This window comes from Methylocella silvestris (genome assembly GCF_002891535.1).
Taxonomy (GTDB): domain Bacteria; phylum Pseudomonadota; class Alphaproteobacteria; order Rhizobiales; family Beijerinckiaceae; genus Methylocapsa; species Methylocapsa silvestris_A.
Genome location: NZ_PDZR01000003.1, coordinates 143,713 through 162,445 on the forward strand (window position 1 = coordinate 143,713; position 18,733 = coordinate 162,445).

The 18,733-nt window shown below is 65.9% G+C and carries 16 protein-coding genes; 11 read left to right on the plus strand and 5 right to left on the minus strand.

All coding sequences use genetic code 11. The features are described 5' to 3' along the window. Nucleotide 1: 1 nt before the first annotated feature. On the minus strand, nucleotides 2-793 hold the full coding sequence (cobS, locus tag CR492_RS05305; RefSeq protein ID WP_102842698.1) for an adenosylcobinamide-GDP ribazoletransferase: 792 nt from the start codon (nucleotides 791-793) through the stop codon (nucleotides 2-4). Between the two features lie 58 nt (nucleotides 794-851). After that, entirely contained in the window at nucleotides 852-1,100 is a 249-nt protein-coding gene (locus CR492_RS05310; RefSeq protein WP_102842699.1) for a hypothetical protein, read from the minus strand. A 363-nt stretch (nucleotides 1,101-1,463) separates the two neighbouring features. On the opposite strand from CR492_RS05310, the gene cobT reads away from it, so the two are divergent. Then, entirely contained in the window at nucleotides 1,464-2,501 is a 1,038-nt protein-coding gene (gene cobT, locus CR492_RS05315) for a nicotinate-nucleotide--dimethylbenzimidazole phosphoribosyltransferase (protein ID WP_102842700.1), read from the plus strand. Between the two features lies 1 nt (nucleotide 2,502). On the opposite strand, the gene CR492_RS05320 is transcribed toward cobT, so the two are convergent. Beyond that, nucleotides 2,503-4,101, minus strand: coding sequence for a S10 family peptidase (locus CR492_RS05320; protein WP_102842701.1), 1,599 nt, complete (start codon nucleotides 4,099-4,101; stop codon nucleotides 2,503-2,505). 200 nt (nucleotides 4,102-4,301) lie between these two features. Beyond that, nucleotides 4,302-5,852: a sensor histidine kinase gene (locus CR492_RS21350; protein WP_102842702.1), complete on the minus strand. Its 1,551-nt coding sequence runs from the start codon at nucleotides 5,850-5,852 to the stop codon at nucleotides 4,302-4,304. Between the two features lie 339 nt (nucleotides 5,853-6,191). Here CR492_RS21350 and CR492_RS05330 point away from each other — a divergent pair, with 339 nt between their 5' ends. The 6 genes from CR492_RS05330 to CR492_RS05355 all read left to right on the plus strand — a co-directional run bounded on the left by CR492_RS05330 (nucleotide 6,192) and on the right by CR492_RS05355 (nucleotide 13,101). Then, complete coding sequence (locus CR492_RS05330) at nucleotides 6,192-6,983, plus strand: MBL fold metallo-hydrolase (protein WP_102842703.1); 792 nt, start codon at nucleotides 6,192-6,194, stop codon at nucleotides 6,981-6,983. A 16-nt stretch (nucleotides 6,984-6,999) separates the two neighbouring features. Beyond that, nucleotides 7,000-7,551 (plus strand): uracil-DNA glycosylase family protein, encoded by a 552-nt coding sequence (locus CR492_RS05335; RefSeq protein WP_245411972.1) that lies wholly within the window; start codon nucleotides 7,000-7,002, stop codon nucleotides 7,549-7,551. 194 nt (nucleotides 7,552-7,745) lie between these two features. Continuing rightward, the gene (locus CR492_RS21355; RefSeq protein WP_180982431.1) at nucleotides 7,746-10,082 is read left to right on the plus strand and encodes a caspase family protein; all 2,337 of its coding nucleotides are present in this window, start codon (nucleotides 7,746-7,748) and stop codon (nucleotides 10,080-10,082) included. 170 nt (nucleotides 10,083-10,252) lie between these two features. After that, the gene (locus CR492_RS05345) at nucleotides 10,253-11,413 is read left to right on the plus strand and encodes a Ppx/GppA phosphatase family protein (RefSeq protein ID WP_102842706.1); all 1,161 of its coding nucleotides are present in this window, start codon (nucleotides 10,253-10,255) and stop codon (nucleotides 11,411-11,413) included. Then, nucleotides 11,410-12,126, plus strand: coding sequence for an RlmE family RNA methyltransferase (locus tag CR492_RS05350; protein WP_102842707.1), 717 nt, complete (start codon nucleotides 11,410-11,412; stop codon nucleotides 12,124-12,126). The genes CR492_RS05345 and CR492_RS05350 overlap by 4 nt, the downstream gene beginning before the upstream one ends. A 108-nt stretch (nucleotides 12,127-12,234) precedes the next feature. After that, nucleotides 12,235-13,101 carry a putative nucleotide-diphospho-sugar transferase gene (locus CR492_RS05355; RefSeq protein ID WP_102842708.1) on the plus strand — a complete coding sequence of 289 codons (867 nt, stop codon included), beginning with the start codon at nucleotides 12,235-12,237 and terminating at the stop codon, nucleotides 13,099-13,101. A 119-nt stretch (nucleotides 13,102-13,220) separates the two neighbouring features. Here the strand turns inward: CR492_RS05355 and CR492_RS05360 are convergent, their stop codons facing one another. Next, a complete protein-coding gene (locus CR492_RS05360; protein ID WP_102842758.1) occupies nucleotides 13,221-14,639 on the minus strand; it encodes a DHA2 family efflux MFS transporter permease subunit in 1,419 nt (472 codons plus the stop codon). Between the two features lie 189 nt (nucleotides 14,640-14,828). On the opposite strand from CR492_RS05360, the gene guaB reads away from it, so the two are divergent. The 4 genes from guaB to CR492_RS05380 all read left to right on the plus strand — a co-directional run bounded on the left by guaB (nucleotide 14,829) and on the right by CR492_RS05380 (nucleotide 18,586). After that, on the plus strand, nucleotides 14,829-16,319 hold the full coding sequence (gene guaB / locus CR492_RS05365) for an IMP dehydrogenase (protein ID WP_180982432.1): 1,491 nt from the start codon (nucleotides 14,829-14,831) through the stop codon (nucleotides 16,317-16,319). Nucleotides 16,320-16,422: 103 nt separating this feature from the next. Next, a complete protein-coding gene (locus CR492_RS05370; RefSeq protein WP_102842760.1) occupies nucleotides 16,423-16,812 on the plus strand; it encodes an MAPEG family protein in 390 nt (129 codons plus the stop codon). A gap of 162 nt (nucleotides 16,813-16,974) precedes the next feature. Beyond that, the gene (locus CR492_RS05375; protein WP_102842709.1) at nucleotides 16,975-17,220 is read left to right on the plus strand and encodes a GlsB/YeaQ/YmgE family stress response membrane protein; all 246 of its coding nucleotides are present in this window, start codon (nucleotides 16,975-16,977) and stop codon (nucleotides 17,218-17,220) included. Between the two features lie 73 nt (nucleotides 17,221-17,293). Further along, on the plus strand, nucleotides 17,294-18,586 hold the full coding sequence (locus tag CR492_RS05380; protein WP_102842710.1) for an RsmB/NOP family class I SAM-dependent RNA methyltransferase: 1,293 nt from the start codon (nucleotides 17,294-17,296) through the stop codon (nucleotides 18,584-18,586). Nucleotides 18,587-18,733: the final 147 nt, after the last annotated feature.

Here is an 18,733-nt window from a genome sequence, read left to right on the forward strand (position 1 = left end):
GTCAGATCGCGGCCGCGAAAACGAGATAGAACAAAACTTCGGCCATCTGCTCGGCGGCGCCGGCGACGTCGCCGGTCTGCCCCCCCAGCGCGCCCCTGGCCAGCGCGCTCGCCGCAAGTCCCGCGAGGACGCATGCGGCGAGGGCGAGCGCCGGCCGCAAGGGATTTGCCCCGGCAAAAATCGTCAGAGCGGCGAAGCCGGCTCCGAGCATCATTGCGACGACCAGTGAAGACGCGCGCAGGCGCCCGGCCGAGAAACCGGCGCCGCTACTGCGCGCCGGCGGCAGGACAGAGAGCGGAATGAGAGCGGCCGCGCGCGCCGCCGCCGCAGCCCCGATCAACACCGTCCCGGCCAGAAACAGCGAGCGCTCGGCAAGGGCGGCGAGCGCGACGATGCGGATGAACAGGGAAAGGCCGAGCGCTAATGCGCCAAAGGCGCCGATTCGGCTGTCGGCCATGATCTCGAGCTTGCGCGCGCGCGTGGCGCCGCCTGCCGCGTCGGCGCAATCGGCCAGTCCGTCCTCATGCAGCCCGCCGCTTGCCGCAATGAGGGCGGCGACCGAAAGGGGGGCGGCGAGGAGAGGAGCAAGGCCAAGCGCGGAAGCGGCGGCCAGAACGGCGCCGGCCATCAGACCGATCAGCGCGCCGGCCAACGGCAAAAGCCGCAGCGCACGGCCAAAATCAGAAAAATCCCGCGGCGTTGCGGCCTCGAAAGCGAAAACCGGCAGCGGAATTCGCGTCGCGAAACGCAGACAGGTCAGAAGATCGATGAGAAGCGAAGAGCCAGAGCGCATCGCTTCTCATCAAGGATAGAAAGCCCCTTGTCGAGGCTCGCATCGCGCAAGACGCGACTCAGCTTTCGTGGGACGGGGCGCTCGTATTGTCGAGCTGGCAGACCCAGCCGCGCTGCACCTTAAGCCCGTCGCGGGCCGCGCCATTGAAGCAATAGACCCTGACGCCGTCCTTTTCGGGGGAGGGCGCAGCGATCGAGCCGGTCGGCTCGCGATCGATTTGCTGGACGGCCGGCGCGGCGTAAACGGCGGAGACAAATGCGACAGCGCCGGCGAGACCGAGGGCAAGGGGCGATAGCTTGTTAATCATTCTCGGGGCTCCATTTATGCATTCAAGAGACAACGATTTGCTTCCACCCTATGAAATCCGTTTCATCTGTTAAGACGTTATGTAGACGCCAAGATATCGCAGTGCAATATGGTTGTTGCAGGACAGTTTGACGCGGCCTGGCTGCTTGGCGTGTACAATGAAGCATCTTCTAAAGCGTTAGATAAAATTGATTTTTGCTTTCATTAAATAAAATTTGACGCCGCCCGTGTGCAAATGTCGCGCTTGGCGCAAAAGGCAGGGAATGCTGCGGCGCCGAAGCAGGCCAAAGGCGCTGCATCTTTCCGGCGACATGGTAAGAGGGCGCCTCTGCCAAATTCGGCTCCCACTCGCGAAAGATCCGCCATGCTCGTAGACGCAGCTCCGCTCGACTCGATACGCCATCTGATCGGGCAGATGCCTGCCGCCTCGGATGAGGCCGCCGCCGCCGCCAGAGCCCGGCAAGCGGAGCTGACCAAGCCGCAGGGCTCGCTGGGGCGGCTGGAGGAGATCGCCGCCTTTCTTGCGAGCTGGCAGGGCAAGCTCGCGCCGACGCTTGACCGGCCGCTGGTCGCCGTCTTCGCCGCCAACCATGGCGTCGTCGCCAAGGGCGTCTCGGCCTATCCGCCTTCCGTCACCCGCGCGATGATGCAGAATTTTTCGGCCGGAGGGGCGGCGATCAACCAGATTTGCGGCGCGTTCGGCGTCGGTCTGAAGGTGTTCGAGCTCGCGCTCGACATCCCGACCAAGGACATCACCGAAGAGCCTGCGATGGAGGCGGCGGAGACCGCGGCGACCTTCGCGTTCGGCATGGAGGCGATCGATGGCGGCGTCGACCTTCTCTGCGTCGGTGAGATGGGCATTGGCAACACCACGATCGCGGCGGCGATTTTTTATGCGCTCTATGGCGGAAGCGCCGCCGATTGGGTCGGGCGCGGCACGGGCGTCGAGGATGAGGCGCTCGCCCGTAAGATCGCGGCCGTCGAGACGGCCGTCGCCCTGCACCGCCCATTCTTGAGCGACCCTCTCGAAGTGATGCGCCGGCTCGGCGGCCGCGAAATCGCGGCGATGGCCGGGGCGATCGTCGCGGCGCGGATGCAGAACATTCCCGTGGTGCTCGACGGCTATGTCGTTTGCGCCGCCGCGGCGATTTTGCACGCGCTCGACAAGAATGCGCTCGACCATTGCCTCGCGGGCCATCTGTCGGCCGAAGGCGCCCATGGCGAGGTTTTGCGCCGGCTTGGGAAAGTTCCGCTGCTGGACCTTGGCATGCGGCTCGGCGAGGGCTCGGGCGCGGCGCTCGCCGTTGGGCTGATCAAGGCGGCCGTCGCCTGCCACACGGGCATGGCGACTTTTGCGGAGGCGCAGGTGGCGGGCAAGGTCGCGGACGGCGCAAAAATCTAGCCTATTTCCCCTCGATCAGTTTGCGCGCGTCGTCGCGGAGCGCGGCTCTGGCGCCGTCGCGCAGCCAGGGCATGTGGCCGCCTTCATAGATTTTGAGCGCGACGCGGCCAGGATCGCCAAAGGGTGGGATCTGGCCGATCAGAAGCTTTGAGGCGAAATAGGGCGTCACCAGATCGGTCAGCCCATGGACGATCAGCACGCGAAATTCGGGGTCGATGGCCAGCGCTTGGCTGAGATCGCTCAAGGACTGGTTCTTGCCGCGTCCGCCGTCCCAATTCCACTGGCGGCTGACGGATTCGTTCAGGATCTCGTAGCGCGCATCGACCGGCCAGCCGAGCTTCGTTGCCGTGAGATTCGCCATCGCGCTGGCGAAAGGCGTTTTCGTCGCATCGAGCACCGGATCGGAAAAATTGGTGTCGGCGGCGTGCGGCGAGGGGTCGAAGCCGGCGATCGTCATGTCGTAGCGGCTGAAGATTTTCGCTTCCGCGCGGCCCGCCTCGCGCGCAAAGCTCGATGGGTCCACCCGGCCGCCGAGGCGTCGGACAAAGGCGGGTTCGAGGCCGGTCAGGCGCGCGACGCCGTCAACGATGCGGGTCAGGGCGGCGGGATCGCGTTCCGAGCGCAACAGATCCGTGAGATAGGGGCCGGAGGCAAAAGCCTCGACTTCGTCGAGCGCCTTGGCGTCCGCCGGCTTCAGGCCCCGCCCCGCGGCGGCGAGCGAGGGCAATTGGGTCATCACCGGCAGGGGGCTGTTGGCGGCTTCGAACCAGCTGAAATCGATGACCGGAGAGATCAGAATGATCCCCTTGATCCCGACGCCTTCGTTTTCCTGAAGGCGCCGCGCAAGCTTTGGCGCGCGAAAACCGCCGTAGCTTTCGCCGACGATGAATTTCGGGCTCTCGAGTCTTTGATTGGAAGTCAGCCATTTGCGCATGACGACGGCGAGCGCCTCGATATCGCCGTCGACCGAAAGGAACTGACGCCGCGCGCCATCGCCCTTGGCGAGGATGCGGCTGTAGCCGGTCAGAGGCGGATCGATAAAGACGAGATCGGCGAAATCGAGCCAGGTCTCTGCATTGCCGACCAGCGCCGCCGGGGCGGAGGGCGAGACCGGCTCCTTGCCGAGATCGAGCCGCCACGGACCCAGCGCCCCGAGGTTGAGCCAGGCCGAGGCGGCGCCGGGGCCGCCATTGACGACGAAGGCGACGGGACGTTTGGCGCTGTCCTGACCTTCGAGGCTATAGGCGACAGTGGCGACATCGGCCTGCGCCTCGCCGCTCTGCGCCTCGCTGAGCCGGATCGCGCTGGCGACCGCCTTGAAGCGCAGGGCGCGGCCCGGCAGGGCGACGCTTTGCAGCGTCGTCGCCGGCGGCGGGAGGGGATGAGGCGGCGTCGTCGGCGCCGCGGCTGCAGGTTTTGACGCCGCAGCCGGGGCGGGCTCTGCCTCGGCGTTGGGCGCCGGAGCGGCTTCTTCCGCCGCCGCGTGGGCCAGGAAAGGCGCCGTAAAAAGGGCCGCGGCGTTCAGGATGAGCGAGGCCGACATAAAAACGATGGCAAATGCGGCCGCTTGCCGAAGCGCTGCCAAAACGGTGCGGATCAAGGCCTCTCCTCGCTGTTTTTCCCCGCGCCGTGGTCTGTAGCGCTGTCGCCTGCGCTTTATCAGCTTTTGGCGCGCCGATCCCCGCACAAAGGCGTTAGATAACGCGGATTTTCCAGGAATCATTGTCCTTCGGAGCGGATGCGCAGACCGCAATCAGCGCAATGCCGTCTTGCAAAGGCCGAAGAAATCAGGCGCGCCGCTCATGGGACCTGCCGCGCCTCGCGCCGGGCGCGTCTTCGTTGTCGCGCCGCGCCAAGGTCCATGTCTAGGCCGGCGCCGGGCGGAATGATGCGGGAGGCCGGAAAGATCACGATCGCCTCGAGGCCTTCGCCGACGTTGGATTTCAGAATGAAGGTTCCCTCGTGGAGCTCGACGAGGCCCTTGACGATCGGGAGGCCGAGGCCGGAGCCCTCCTCGGCATTTTTGCGGGCGAGCGCGCCGCGGCCGAAGGAGGACATGACAATCGGGATTTCCTCCGCGGGAATGCCCGGCCCTGAATCGCGCATGGCGAGATATTGGCCTCCGCTGGCGGTCCAGCCGATGCGGATCCTGACGCTGCCGCCGGGCGGAGTGAATTTGACCGCGTTCGAGAGCAGATTCAGCGTCATCTGCCGCACGGCGCGCTCATCGGCGCGGATGCGCGGCAAATCCGGCTCGACCGCCTCGTTGATCGTGACGCCGCGCTTCTTGGCCCGCAGCGCCAGCAGATGACGGCAATCCTCGACAATATGGTCGAGCGCCACGGCTTCCTCCTTCAGTTCCAGCCGCCCGGCCTCGATGCGGGAGAGATCGAGAATCTCATTGATCAGCATCAGCAGATGATGGCCGCTGGCGTGGATGTCGTTCGAATATTCCTTGTAGGAAGCGACGATGTGGGCGCCGAATAATTCGCCCTTCATGACCTCGGAAAAACCGAGGATGGCGTTGAGCGGCGTGCGCAGCTCATGGCTCATGGTGGCGAGGAAATGGGATTTGGCGAGGTTCGCCTCTTCGGCGCGCCGTCGCGCGAGATCGCTGTTCGCCTTGGACTGCTCGAGTTCGGCGATGAGATCGTCCTTTTCGCTCTGGAAGGAGAGGGCCTCGAGGGCGCTGGCGTAGAGCTTTCGGGCCAGCATCAGGAAGCAGAGCTGGGCGCCGAAGCCGAGCACGATCATCTGCGCTGCGCCCTCGGCGAGATGCGCCTCCCACAGCAGACTAAGCATGGCGAGGGCGACAGGGGCCATGCCGCCCGCCGCCGCCGCCGGAATCGACGGGCTGATGGTTGCGTTCATCGCGGCGATGAGAAGCCCCATCACCACCGCGCAAGCGAGCGCGGCTGGATCCTCCGCGTGCCCGACAAGCGCGACGAGAAGGGCAAAAATGGCGCCCTGAATGGTTTCCGTAACGATGAAATCGCGCCGCCAGCGCCGCGTATCGGCGTGAGAGAGGTCCTGTTGCGGGAACCGGCGCGCGATCAGCTGCGTCAGAATCTGCGCCGCGAGGCTGACGCAGAGCCAGGTCACGACGGCGTCGACCTCGATCCAGGTTAGCGCGATTGCTGCGAAAATCGCGCTCAGAGTCGCCAGGGTGACGGCCGAAGACCGCCGTCCCCTGGCGAACAGGCCGAGCAGGGCGGCGTCGAAATCGCGGGGATCGACGTTCGGGGTTGCGATCCGATCCGCGGCGGCGGAGATTGCAGTCTTGCGTCCTTCGCCTCTGAGGCGGTCCGGCGCCGGCGCCATCGCGATGAGGTCTGCGGCAATTTCCGTCATGGTCAGGCGGTTCCGCTCTCGTCCTTCGAACCCTTGCGAACTGCTCGGGACCGTGCCGCAAAGCCGTTAAAGAGGGGCCCTCCGGATCATTCGCATTGTTCGCAGTCGAAGCTGGATTGAGGCTGGCCACGCGAGCTGCCGGCAAATCCGGCGCAAGGCAGAACTGGAAAATGCCGAGCGTGCAGCCGGCATGTGCGCCAGCGCACTTTTCAATCGGTCCATATCACTTAAGTTGCTTTTTTCACTCTGCAGCGAGGCGCACGGACGGGTCCGGGAGCGTCGGCGCCGCTCGACGTCGTTGCCGCCCGGCGAGGCCGAGCGCCGGCGACAGGACGGTTCATGAAAGTCACCATCGTTGGGTCGGGAGACGCCTTTGGCAGCGGCGGCCGCGCGCACACCTGTTTTCGAATCGACTCAGCCTCAGGCGCGGCCATCGTCGATTTCGGCGCGAGTTCGATCGCCTCCTGGAAGAGGCTTGGCCTGTCCTTTGACCAGATCGACGCCGTGGCGATCTCGCATCTGCACGGGGATCATTTCGGCGGCCTGCCTTTTTTGCTGCTCGACTGCCAATTTGTCGAACGCCGCACGCGGCCGCTGCTGCTGATGGGCCCGCCTGGCTTCAGGGAGCGTCTGCGTCAGGCCTGCGACGCTTTCTTTCCGGGCGGCGCGAGGATGCAGTGGAGCTTTCCCTGGCGCGTCGAGGAGATCGCGCCGGGCGAGCCCGGCCAGCTTTGCGGCTTCGCGATCGAAACCTTCAGCGTCGTTCATTCGTCGGGCTCCGCTTCGGCCGGCATCCGGCTCAGCGACGGAGGTTGTGTGTTCGCCTATTCCGGCGACACGCAATGGACGGATACGCTGTTCGACATTTCCGCCAACGCCGATCTCTTTCTCTGCGAATGCTATTCGGGCGACATCGCCGTTCCGCATCATATGGATTGGCCGACGCTGAAGGCGAAGCTTCCGCGCTTTTCGGCGAAGCGCATCGTCATCACCCATATGAGCGCGACAGCTTTGGCGCGGCGCGCCGATATGGAGCGGGAGGGGCTGACAGTCGCCGATGACGGACAAACCTTCTGCCTCGAGCCTCTCAGCGATCACGCAGCGCATCAGGGCGTGTCGGCTCTGCCTTGATTCGCCGCGCGGCGCCGTGCTGCCGCATGAGCCGCGGCCGGTGCTGCGGGTCTCCGGGTCCGCGCGGCTTCTGATCGCGAGTCAGGCGCCGGGCGTGCGCGTGCATCAAAGCGGTCTGCCGTTCAACGACGCTTCGGGCGATCGCTTGCGGCAATGGATGAACCTGTCGCGCGACGCCTTCTATGACGAGAGCCGCATCGCGATCGCGCCGATGGGCTTTTGTTTTCCCGGCCATGGACCGGCCCGCAGCGATCTGCCGCCGCGTCCGGAATGCCGCGCGCTCTGGCATGACGAATTGTTCGCGGCGATGGGGCAGGTCGATTGCGTACTGGCAATCGGCCGCTATGCGCAGGATTATCACTTTTCGCGTCTCGGCCGACCCTTGCCCAAGGGAGCCCGGCTCGACGAGATCGTGCGCCGCTGGCGCGAATTCGCCGGCTCCGCGCCGAAGATCATCGCTCTGCCGCATCCATCCTGGCGCAATAGCGGCTGGCTGAAGCGCAATCCCTGGTTTGACGCCGAGGTTCTGCCGGCGCTGCGCGAGGAAGTCGCGCGGCTGATCGCCTGAGGGCGCGTCTTTATGCGGTCCCGTCTTTCCCGCGCATTCAGCCAATGTTCAGCCGCAATGCTTCTTTCTAACGCAGAATGGCGCCAAATGCCGAAAGCGTTGGCCGATCGATTCTGCAACATCTGCGAAAGGCGCATTCGACGCATGCGCCAATCGTCAAGACCCGCCGCGAACCTCTTTCCCCGGGAAAGCCAATGCTCAGATCTGTCCTGTCCGGACTCCTTGTAGCCGCTTTGACGCTTTGCCTCGGGCCGGCGCGAGCCGCGGAGGTTGGCGCGCGGTTGGCGCTTGTCGTCGGCAACGCCCAATATGCCGCGCCGCTCGCGACCCCGGCCAATGACGCCGGGCTTGTCGCCGAGACCCTGCGGGGCGCAGGTTTCGACGTCACGGGCGCGGCGAACCTCGATCAGGAGTCGCTACGCCGCGCCTTTCGCGATTTTCTCGAGAAGGTGAGCCAGGCGGGACCGAACGCCATCGTCTTTGTCTATCTTGCCGGCCGCGGCCTGCAATATGAGGGCGAAAACTATTTCGTCCCGATCGACGCCGTGATTTCGCGCGAGGGCGACGCTGCGTTGCAGGCGGTTCGGATTTCGGATTTGACGCGCGGGCTTGCCGGCCTGCCGCTACGCGCCCGAATTGTCGTCCTCGACGCGGCCCGCGCCAATTCCTATGCCCCCGGCGGCCACCTCGCCGGCGGGCTTGCTCTCGTCGACGCCGACCCCGGCGCGCTCTACGCCTTCAACGCCGCGCCCGGCACGATAGCGCCGGACGAGCCGGGCCCCTATGGCCCCTATGCGCAGGCGCTGTCGGAATTGCTGCGGCAGGGCGGCGCGCCGATCGATGTCGTCTTTTCGCAGGTACGGCTGCGCGTCAACGAAGTCACAAAGGGGGCGTTCGCGCCCTGGGACACGGCGAATATTTCGCCGCCGCTGATTTTGCTGGAGGCTGCGCCGAACGCCCCGGCGGCGGTCGCGGAAAATTATGCGGCGCTTCAGGCGCGCCCGATGCGCTCGTTTCCGACGCCGGGCGAGGCCTATGCCGCGGCGCTCGAGCGCGACACCATCGACGGATATCAGGAGTTCCTGAGCCTTTATCCAAAGGACCCGCTGGCCCGGCGGGTGCGGGCGCTCGTCGCGGCGCGGCGCGAGGCGATCACCTGGCGCCGCGCGGTGTCCAACAATACGGCCGACGCCTATTGGAGCTACATGCAGCGCTATCCGAAGGGGCCGCATTATTATGACGCGCGGCGCAGGCTTACGATTATTGCCGCGCCGGTCGAGCCGCCGCCCGCCTTCGACGTCTATGATTTTGGCGGACTGCCGCCGCCGCCGCCGCCCGAATATGAAATTATCGACGGCCCGGTGGTGATCTTTGACGCCGGCTATCCGCCGCCGCCGCCGCCGCCGCTCTATTTTCTGCCGCCGCCGCCAGCGGAATTCGTCAGCCTGCCGCCGCCGCCGCCCGCGCAGGGCTTCGGATACCTGCCAGTTCCCATTCCGATTCCCATTCCGTTCGGACGCTACAACGGTCCGGCCGGCCGCTTCGATCAGCCGGACTTCGGTCATCGTGGACAGGGCGGCCCAGGCTTTGGAGGGCCAGGCGGAGGGCAGGCGGGCGGACCGGGTGGTCAACCGGCACAGCCTGTTCCGGGGCAGCCGGCGCCCGGCCAACCGCTGCCCGGCCAACCGACGCCGGGTCGTCCCGGCCAGGGGGGGCCGCCGATTCATGGCCTGCCGGGTCCGGGCGGACTGCATCAGCCGCCAGGCGCTGTCGCTCCGGGTCCCGGTCAAGGGGGGGCGCCCATTCACGGCCTGCCGGGTCCGGGCGGGCCGCATCAGCCGCCAGGTCCCGGCGCTCCGGTTCAGAGCCAGCCTGCGCCAGCTCAGCCCGTTCCGGGTCAGTCGGGGCAGGGTGGGCCTGGAAAGCGGGGTCGTCACGGTCAGCCGGGCGCCGTTCTAGGCGGCCCGGTGGCTCCAACTCCCCCGGCATCGCCGGGCGCGGCGGCTCCGGGGGGCGCAGCGCCGCCGCCCGATCACGCACTGCCGGCAGGCAATAATCTGCCGCCGCTGCCCGCCGGTGGTCAAAGGCCGCGGGGTCCGGGCGGCGCGTCGAAGCCGGGCGCCGTCGGCACGGAGCCAGGCGCAGCGTCAGGCGGCGGCGGGCGTCCGCAACGGCATCCCGGTGCGCCGCCGGCGGTTCTGCAACCGACGCCGTCCGACGCGGCTCCCGGCGCTCCGAGACCGGGCCGGCCCGGGGGGGAGCGGCCAGCGTCGCCCAGCCCCCAGCAAATGCAGCAGCAAAGGCCCCAGCCGCAGCAGATGCAGCAGCAAAGGCCCCAGCCGCAGCAGATGCAGCAGCAAAGGCCCCAGCCGCAGCAGATGCAGCAGCAAAGGCCCCAGCCGCAGCAGATGCAGCAGCAAAGGCCCCAGCCTCAGCAAATGCAGCAGCAAAGGCCTCAGCCTTCGCCGCAACAGCAGGGTCGCCCGGCCGGCAAGCCTCCGGGCAAACCGGGAGAGGACAATCATCAATGAGGGAGCCGCCAGGCGCCGTCATTGCCGGGCCGGCGCCGCAAAAAGTGCAACTGCCTGAGAAATGACGGCGCTTGGCGTTTGATCAAGCGATCGTTACAGTGAATTTGTACGATGGAGCCGCCCTTGTCGTTCCGGCGTAGCGATTGCGCGGTGGCGTATGGGAGCGCGTAGTGAGAGCAGGAGATCGTGTCGATACGGCTTTTTCACGCGTCGACGCGGCGTCGTCCCCTGCCTTCCGACCCGAGGATCGCCAGCCGCCCCTCGAGGACTCTGAGCGGGAGCCCTGTTCGACGCGGCGGGAGCGAAACGGCCATGTCTATGCGGCGCTCGATCTTGGCACCAATAATTGCCGCCTGCTGATCGCCCGGCCGGCGCCGGCTGACCATGGCGAACCCGGCTTTCGCGTCATCGATTCCTTTTCCCGCATCGTGAGGCTCGGAGAAGGGCTGTCGATCAGCGGACGGCTCAGTTCCGACGCGATCGAGCGGACGATCGACGCTCTCGATATCTGCCGACAGAAAATGCTGGCGCGCGGCGTCACCCGCGCCCGGCTGATCGCAACCGAAGCTTGCCGTGCGGCGCAGAACGGCGCCGATTTCCTGCGCCGGGCGCGGCTCGCGACGGGACTCGAACTCGAAATCGTCGATCGCGAGACGGAGGCCCATCTCGCCGCGGCGGGTTCGGCTTCGCTTGCGGATGCTGCGGCCGCCAGCGTCGTCCTGTTCGATATCGGCGGCGGATCGTCCGAGATCGTCTGGCTCGGGCAGGGCGATGCGCCCTGCGACAAGCCAGCTGAAATGCCGCTACGCGAACGGGTTCGGTTCTGGGCCTCGCTCAAACTCGGCGTCGTCACTCTGGCCGAGCGATTTGGCGGCCTCAATGTCTCCGAGGCGACCTTTGACGCCATGGTCGACCATGTCTCCGGGGAATTGCAGGATTTCGTCGCCATGGTGCAGGCAGAGCAGCGCTGTGGCCGGTTTCACCTGCTCGGCACGTCCGGCACGGTGACGACGATCGCGGGCGTCTTCCTTGGCCTGTCGCGCTATGATCGTCGTCGCGTCGACGGCCTCTGGATGTCGAGCGAGGAGGTCAGCGGCGCCATCGCCGCCCTGCGCGCCATGAGCTATGACGAACGCGCCATGAACGGCTGCATTGGCGCCGGCCGCGCCGATCTGGTGCTCGCCGGCTGCGCCATCCTCGAAGCGATCCGGCGCTCTTTTCCGGCCGAGCGGGTGCGCATCGCTGACCGCGGTCTGCGCGAAGGGATCTTGATGCAATTGATCGATGAGGATATGGCCCGCGGCGCAGCTACCGGGCGGGCGGCCGGATGAGCGGCGCAAGTTCCGGCCGCGAAGGCGGGCGGTCCCTGAAGACGCGGGTCAAGACCGCCCGCAAGCGCTCGCTCTCCTCGACGCTCTGGCTGCAGCGGCAATTGAACGATCCCTATGTGGCGCAGGCCAAGCGCGAGGGGTTCCGCTCCCGCGCCGCCTACAAGCTGATCGAAATCGACGACCGCTTCCACTTTTTGAAACCTGGCCAGAAGATCATTGATCTTGGCGCCGCGCCGGGCGGCTGGTCGCAGGTCGCGGCCGTGCGGACCGGCGCCGCCCAGGGCGAAGGCCAAACCGGCAAGGGCGGCGCGCGAATCATCGGCATCGATCTGCTGCCGATCGAGACGCTGCCGGGCGCCGAATTCAAGGTGATGGATTTCCTCGAGCCTGAGGCGCCCCGTCTGCTGACGGAATGGCTGGGAGGGAAGGCCGACGTCGTGCTGTCGGACATGGCGGCGAACGCCACCGGCCACAAGAAGACCGACCATCTGCGCATCGTCGGGTTGGTCGAACTCGCTGGCGACTTTGCCTGCGAGGCGCTGGCTCCCGGCGGCGCCTTCTTGGCGAAGGTGCTTCAGGGCGGCACGGAAAACGCGCTTCTTGCAAGGTTGAAGCGCGATTTCACAGCTGTGCGCCACGTCAAACCGCAGGCGAGCCGGGCCGATTCCTCGGAGCTTTATGTGCTGGCGACGGGGTTTCGGGGCAAATCATAGTTGAAAGAAAATTGAACGGACGGGGCCAGAATTTTGGCGCATCCCGCTCGTCGAAGTTGGCTTTTCCGCTACGAAGACACGAAGCGAAAGCCGCCCTCGGAGCGAACGATGTCCACCCGAATCGTGACTTTCGCCAACGCCTCTTTCATGCCGATCCTCGACAATTGGCTTGCGTGCATGGCGCGGCTGGGTCTTGCGGAACTGGCGACTGTCGTGGCGCTCGACGAGGCGACCTTCGCCGCCATGAGGGCGCGCGGCGTTAACGCGCTGTTCAGGCCGCCATTGTCCTTCCGTCGCGGCGATTTCTGGCTGCATCGCATTGATGTCATCGCGGAGATGCTTGTTGCCGGCGACGACATTGTCCATTCGGACGCAGACGCGGTCTGGCTGCGCGACCCACTGGCGAGACTGACGGCGACGTCCGCCGACCTCGTCTTTACGCAAGGCACGGTTTTTCCTTCGGAAACTCTGCAGCGCCGGGGGTTTGTCGTGTGTTGCGGCCTCATGTTCATTAGAAGCAATGCGGGCGCCATCGAATTTTGGCGAAATGTGCGGGACGTCGCCGTCGATGTTCGGGACGATCAATGGGCGGTCAACAAGGTTATCGATCAATCGGATTGCGTTTGGACACTGACGGATCGATACGAAGCGCCTTGTTTCGACACGGTGTTCCATGCGTCGCGCTTCATTATCACGGGTTCGATGAAGGACCTCGCGATAGAGGTTTTACCCCATCATGAATTTCCGCGCCTGATGGAGCTCGGGGAAAATCCGTTCGTTGCGCACCCTCTCGCGGATAGCCCAATCGACGATAAGATCGATGTTCTGTCCGAGAGCGGCCTGTGGTTCGTCGATCGACCGCCGCGAGCGGTCGATCGCCCGGACGGGGGCGCGCGCTCGCGAGCAGTGGCGAGGCGCGTGACAATTTTTTCCAATTGGCGGGCCGGGCGCGGCAAGGCCGATGCGCCTCGCTAGAGTTTGTCCCGTTCAGACGGAATCATCTGGACGATAAGGACATGCTCCAACTTATTGATGGGGAGCGATTTCTTATCGATCATATGTTTCCATGTGATCGGAAAACGCGCCACGCAGTCTCAATGCGCGGCCTCGGCGTCGTCGCCGGACCTTGACCGCTGCGTATTGAGCTCCGCGCCAGCGTCTGGCGGCAGGCGGATGAAAACCGCCGCCGAGCTGACGCCCAGCAGCCCCATCATGACGAAGGCGAAGGCAAAACTTCCGGGCGAAAACACGCCTTCGCCCGGATGAAGATGCGCCCAACCCTGCAGCGCCGCGGCGCCGGCGGCGATGCCAAGGCTGAGCGACAGTTGCTGGATCACCGAGGAGAAGCTGACCGCCCGGCTCATATCCGCCGTGTCGATTTCGGCATAGGCGATGGCGTTGAGCCCCGTGAACTGGAGCGAGTTGACAAAGCCGCTGACGAGCAGGACGCCCATCATCAAAAGCGTCGGCGTGGCCGGCGTGAAGAAACCGTAGGTCATGAGCAGGCAGCCGCTGATGAGCGCCGCCTGGACCAGAACGCGGCGGAAGCCGAAACGGCGCAGGATTGGCGCGGCGGTCGTCTTCATCAAAAGCGCCCCGGCCGAGGCGATGAAGGTCACCGAGCCGGATTGGAAGGCGCTATAGCCGAAGCCGACCTGAAGCATAAGCGGCAGCAGAAAAGGGATCGAGCCGATGCCGACGCGAAACAACGCGCCGCCGAGGACGCTGGCGCGAAATGTGTGCAGCCGCAACAGCTTGAGGTCGAGCAACGGCGAAGCCGCCCGTCTTGCGTGGATGAGATAGAAGATCAGCGCCGCGGCGCCGACCGCGACCAGGACGCCGATCAAGCCCTCAGAGGCGAGGCCGCCGCCGGCCGCAGCGAGGCCGAAGAGGATGGCCGAGAGGCCGACGCCGGACAGAATGAAGCCCAGCACGTCGAGCGGGCCGGGATTTTCTTCGCGCACGTCTTCGATGAAGATCGAGGCGAGGACGATTCCGAGGACGCCGATCGGCGCGTTGATCCAGAAAATCCAGCGCCAATGGAAATAGGTGGTGATGAACCCGCCCAACAAGGGTCCGGCCACGGGGCCGAACAGGGCCGGGACGGTCAGATAGGAGAGCGCGCGCACGAGATCGCCGCGGTCGATCGAACGCATCAGCAAGAGCCGCCCGACCGGCACCATCATCGCGCCGCCGAGGCCCTGCGCGAGACGGCCGAGCACGAGCTCCGGCAAGGTGCTGGCGAGCCCGCAGCCGATCGAGGCGAGGGTGAAGATCGCGATCGCCAGCCGGAACACCAGCCGCGCGCCATAGCGGTCCGCGACCCAGCCGCTTGCCGGAATGAACACGGCGAGCGAGACGAGATAGGAGGTCAGCGCCAGCTTCAGCGAGATCGGATCTTCGCCGAGATCGGCGGCGATCGCTGGCAGCGAGGTGGCGATGACGGTGGAGTCGAGCGTCTCCATGAAAAGAGCGCAGGCGACGATCAGCGCTGTGACGGCGTAGCGGGGCATGCGGCTCCGGAAACAGATTTTGCGGCGCTTATAGGCGTATTTGCGCGCCGCCGCCAAACCCGCTTCGCTTTGCGCCCGGCGATCAACGTGCTATGAGCCGCCCGCAACTCTGGTCGACTCAAGCGCGGACCGCGGGCGCATTTTCGCGGGACCGTCGCTGCTTCGCCGGCAATTCAAGGAGTTGACAGATTGACCTCGATCAAGCGCCCATCGCTCTACGAAGCCTTTACGTTCGATGACGTCCTGCTGCTGCCAGGCCATTCCGAGGTCATGCCGAGCGGGGTCGATCTCAGGACGCGGCTCACGTCGACGATCACGCTCAATTTACCGGTGATCTCCTCGGCGATGGACACCGTGACGGAGGCGCGGCTGGCGATTGCGCTGGCGCAGGCTGGCGGGATCGGCGTCATCCACCGCAATCTCGAGCCGGCCGAACAGGCCGAGGAAGTGCGCAAGGTCAAGCGCTACGAGAGCGGCATGGTGGTCGATCCGATCACCATCTTCCCCGACGAGACGCTTGCCGATGCGCTGGCGCTGATGCGCCGCCACGAGATCTCCGGCATTCCGGTCGTCGAGAGAAGCCCGGCCGGCAAGCCGGCGCGCCTCTGCGGCATACTGACCAATCGCGACGTGCGCTTCGCCGATAATCCGCTGGAGCCGGTCTCCAATCTGATGACCAAGGAGATCATCACGGTTCGCGAGGGCGTGAGCCAGGATGAGGCGCGCCGTCTGCTGCACCAGCACCGCCTCGAAAAGCTCGTCGTCGTCGACGATGATTTCCGCTGCGTCGGCCTCCTCACCGTCAAGGATATGGAAAAGGCGACCCTGCATCCGCTCGCCTCGAAGGACGCTGAAGGGCGGCTTCGCGTCGCCGCCGCCTCGACGGTCGGCGACAAGGGTTTCGAGCGCGCCGAAATGCTGGTCGACGCCGGCGTCGACTGCATCGTGATCGACACGGCGCATGGCCATTCGCAATCGGTGCTGGATCAGGTCTCGCGGGTGAAGCGCATCTCGAACAAGGTCGCGCTGATCGCCGGCAATGTCGCGACCGCCGACGGAGCGAAGGCGCTGATCGACGCCGGGGCCGACGCCGTCAAGGTCGGCATCGGGCCGGGCTCGATCTGCACGACGCGAATCGTCGCCGGCGTCGGCGTGCCGCAACTGACCGCCATCATGGACTGCGCCGAAGCCGCGCGCGCGCAAAACATTCCCGTGATCGCGGACGGCGGCATCAAATATTCCGGCGACCTCGCCAAGGCGATCGCGGCGGGGGCCGACACCGTCATGATCGGCTCGCTGTTCGCGGGCACCGACGAGAGCCCCGGCGAGGTCTATCTCTACCAGGGCCGCTCGTTCAAATCCTACCGCGGCATGGGCTCCGTCGGGGCGATGGCGCGCGGCTCCGCCGACCGCTATTTCCAGCAGGACATCAAGGATCATCTGAAGCTCGTGCCGGAAGGCGTCGAGGGGCAGGTGCCTTACCGCGGCCCGGTCGCAGCAATCGTGCATCAGCTCGCCGGCGGCCTTCGCGCGGCGATGGGCTATGTCGGCGCGCGCGATATCGCGACATTTCAGTCGCGCGCGCAATTCGTGCGGATCTCGGCGGCGAGCCTGCGCGAAAGCCACGTTCACGACGTCGCCATCACGCGCGAAAGCCCCAACTATCCGACCGGCGGCTGAGCCAGCAAAAGCCGCCGCCATGCGGCGCGAAAAACCATTGTTGAAATAGTCTATGGAAGCGGGCGCTCCCGCTTCGCAAAGCGCGTCCGCTTTGGAGATCATCTTGTCAATTCAATCCATCCTTCTTCCCGTCTTCGTCGAGGTCGCGCTGATCTTCGCGCTCTGCCTTTGGATGATTGCGGCGCGCCACGGCCAACCGGCGGACCCCTCCGAGCCGGCGCGCGCAAAGCTCATCTCCGACTGCTTCTCCAATCAGTTCGAGATCCCGGTTCTCTTCTTCGCGCTGGTTCCGCTGGCGATCATGACCCGCAAGGCGGATTTGCTGTTTGCCGTCATGTCGTGGATTTTCGTGCTGTCGCGGCTGGCTCATGCGGGGATCCATACGACGTCAAATCGGCAGCCGCATCGCGGCGCGCTGTGGCTGCTTGGCGCCGTGACGCTCGCTGTGATGTGGATCGTTTTCGCGATCCGCATCCTTGCCGCGCCGCTCTGACGGAACGAAACGCAAAATCGCAACGGGGTTGCCGCCCCGGAGGAGCGCGCACATGCTGCCTGGCTCCTCCGCGCTGTCCTTTCAGCCTGTTTGCACTATAACTCGCGCGCGACATGTCGACGGCGGCCCTGTCGACGGACGGAACGGAATGGGAATCGGCTTATGTTAGGCATCATCATCTGGTTGCTGATCGGAGCAATCGCCGGCTGGCTCGCCGGGGTCATCATGAAGGGCGGCGGCTTCGGGGTCGTCGGCAATATCGTCGTCGGCATCCTCGGGGCGGCGATCGCCGGAGCGATCCTGCCGCGAATCGGGCTCTATATCGGCGGCGGGGTCCTCGGCGACATCATCAACGCGGTCATCGGCGCCTGCATCCTTTTGTTCGTCATCAATCTCGTGAAGCGTTAGGCCGGCGCTCCGCAATGACGACACGCTTCGCTTTCAGCACACGCTCGCCGCGCCTCTCCACGCCGGCGCCGCTGTGATTCCCGGCGCGCGCGTCGCCGCCGCGATCGAGATTTTGGACGACGTCGAGGCGCGCCGGCGCCCTGCTTCCGACGCCCTGAAGGACTGGGGGCTTGGCCATCGTTTCGCGGGATCGAAAGACCGCTCGGCGATCGCCTCCCTTGTATTCGACGCGCTGCGCAAGCGGGCCTCGAGCGCCTTCCTCATGGATGAGGGCGCCTCGCGCGCGATCATGCTCGGCGCGCTGCGTCTCGCGCGCGGCCTGTCCGATGAAACGATCGAGGCGCTGTTTACCGGGGAGGGGCATACGCCGGCGCAGCTGACGTTCGCCGAGCGCGAACGGCTCCGCACGGGCAGTCTTCAGGGGGCCCCGGCGCATGTCGCTGGCGATTTTCCCGATTGGCTGGAGCCCGCCCTTGCAGCCGCTTTCGGCGACCGGCTGATCGCGGAGACCGCGGCGCTCGCCGAACGCGCGCCGCTCGATCTGCGCGTCAATACATTGAAGGGCGAGCGCGACAAGGCGCTGGCTCGTCTCGCCCACCTGCATGCGGAGCCGACGCGTTTTTCGCCGGTTGGCCTGCGGCTGCCGCTGACCCCGGACGGACGCAATCCATCGCTTGCCGCCGAGCCGGATTACATCAGAGGCCGCGTCGAAATTCAGGATGAAGGCTCGCAGCTGGCGGCGCTGCTCTGCGCGGCGGCGCCCGGCGAGCAGGCGCTTGATCTTTGCGCCGGCGGCGGCGGCAAGTCGCTCGCGCTTGCCGCGATGATGCAGAACAAGGGACAGATCTACGCCAGCGACGACGAGGGGCGCAGGCTGGCGCCGATCTATGCGAGGATCGCCCGCGCGGGGGCACGAAACATTCAGGTGCGACCACCGCGCCGGGGGCAGGATTTTCTCGCCGATCTCGAAGGCCGCTGCGATCTCGTGCTGATCGACGCCCCCTGCACCGGCATCGGCGCCTGGCGGCGCAATCCTGACGCCAAATGGCGGATGCGGCCGGGCGCGCTGGAGCAGCGCATCGCCGAGCAGGACCAGCTGCTTGCCGAGGCTGCGCGTTTTCTAAAGCCGCGGGGGAGGATCGTTTATGTGACCTGCTCGGTGCTGCTCGATGAGAACGAAGAGCGCGTCGCGGCGTTTCTTGGCGGGCGCGATGAGTTCCGCCCTGTCCCGGCGCAGGCGATGGCCGAGCGCGCCGGCCTGCCCGAGCTTGCCGGCTTCGCCTCGATGCGTGGACCGGGACTGAGGCTCTCGCCGGCGTCGAGCGGAACGGATGGATTTTATATCGCCATGCTTGAGCGTGGCTGAAGCGGGCGCGTTTCTTTACGCGGTGGAATTCCGCGCGGATGATAGCCCAAAAGGCCTATATCTTGGGCGCCGCCTTGCGTCTATTTGCGAGGGCTGGCGCCTGCTTTGCTTTGTTCTGTTTTGACGCAGGGCATCGGCGCGCGCCTG

Bases quoted from the DNA above. Each gene is read 5' to 3' on its own strand.
- CR492_RS05360 (WP_102842758.1), bottom strand. From the start codon at position 14,639: ATGCCCCGCTACGCCGTCACAGCGCTGATCGTCGCCTGCGCTCTTTTC.
- CR492_RS05310 (WP_102842699.1), bottom strand. From the start codon at position 1,100: ATGATTAACAAGCTATCGCCCCTTGCCCTCGGTCTCGCCGGCGCTGTC.
- cobS (WP_102842698.1), bottom strand. From the start codon at position 793: ATGCGCTCTGGCTCTTCGCTTCTCATCGATCTTCTGACCTGTCTGCGT.
- CR492_RS21355 (WP_180982431.1), top strand. From the start codon at position 7,746: ATGCTCAGATCTGTCCTGTCCGGACTCCTTGTAGCCGCTTTGACGCTT.
- CR492_RS21350 (WP_102842702.1), bottom strand. From the start codon at position 5,852: ATGACGGAAATTGCCGCAGACCTCATCGCGATGGCGCCGGCGCCGGAC.
- CR492_RS05350 (WP_102842707.1), top strand. From the start codon at position 11,410: ATGAGCGGCGCAAGTTCCGGCCGCGAAGGCGGGCGGTCCCTGAAGACG.
- CR492_RS05330 (WP_102842703.1), top strand. From the start codon at position 6,192: ATGAAAGTCACCATCGTTGGGTCGGGAGACGCCTTTGGCAGCGGCGGC.
- cobT (WP_102842700.1), top strand. From the start codon at position 1,464: ATGCTCGTAGACGCAGCTCCGCTCGACTCGATACGCCATCTGATCGGG.
- CR492_RS05375 (WP_102842709.1), top strand. From the start codon at position 16,975: ATGTTAGGCATCATCATCTGGTTGCTGATCGGAGCAATCGCCGGCTGG.
- CR492_RS05355 (WP_102842708.1), top strand. From the start codon at position 12,235: ATGTCCACCCGAATCGTGACTTTCGCCAACGCCTCTTTCATGCCGATC.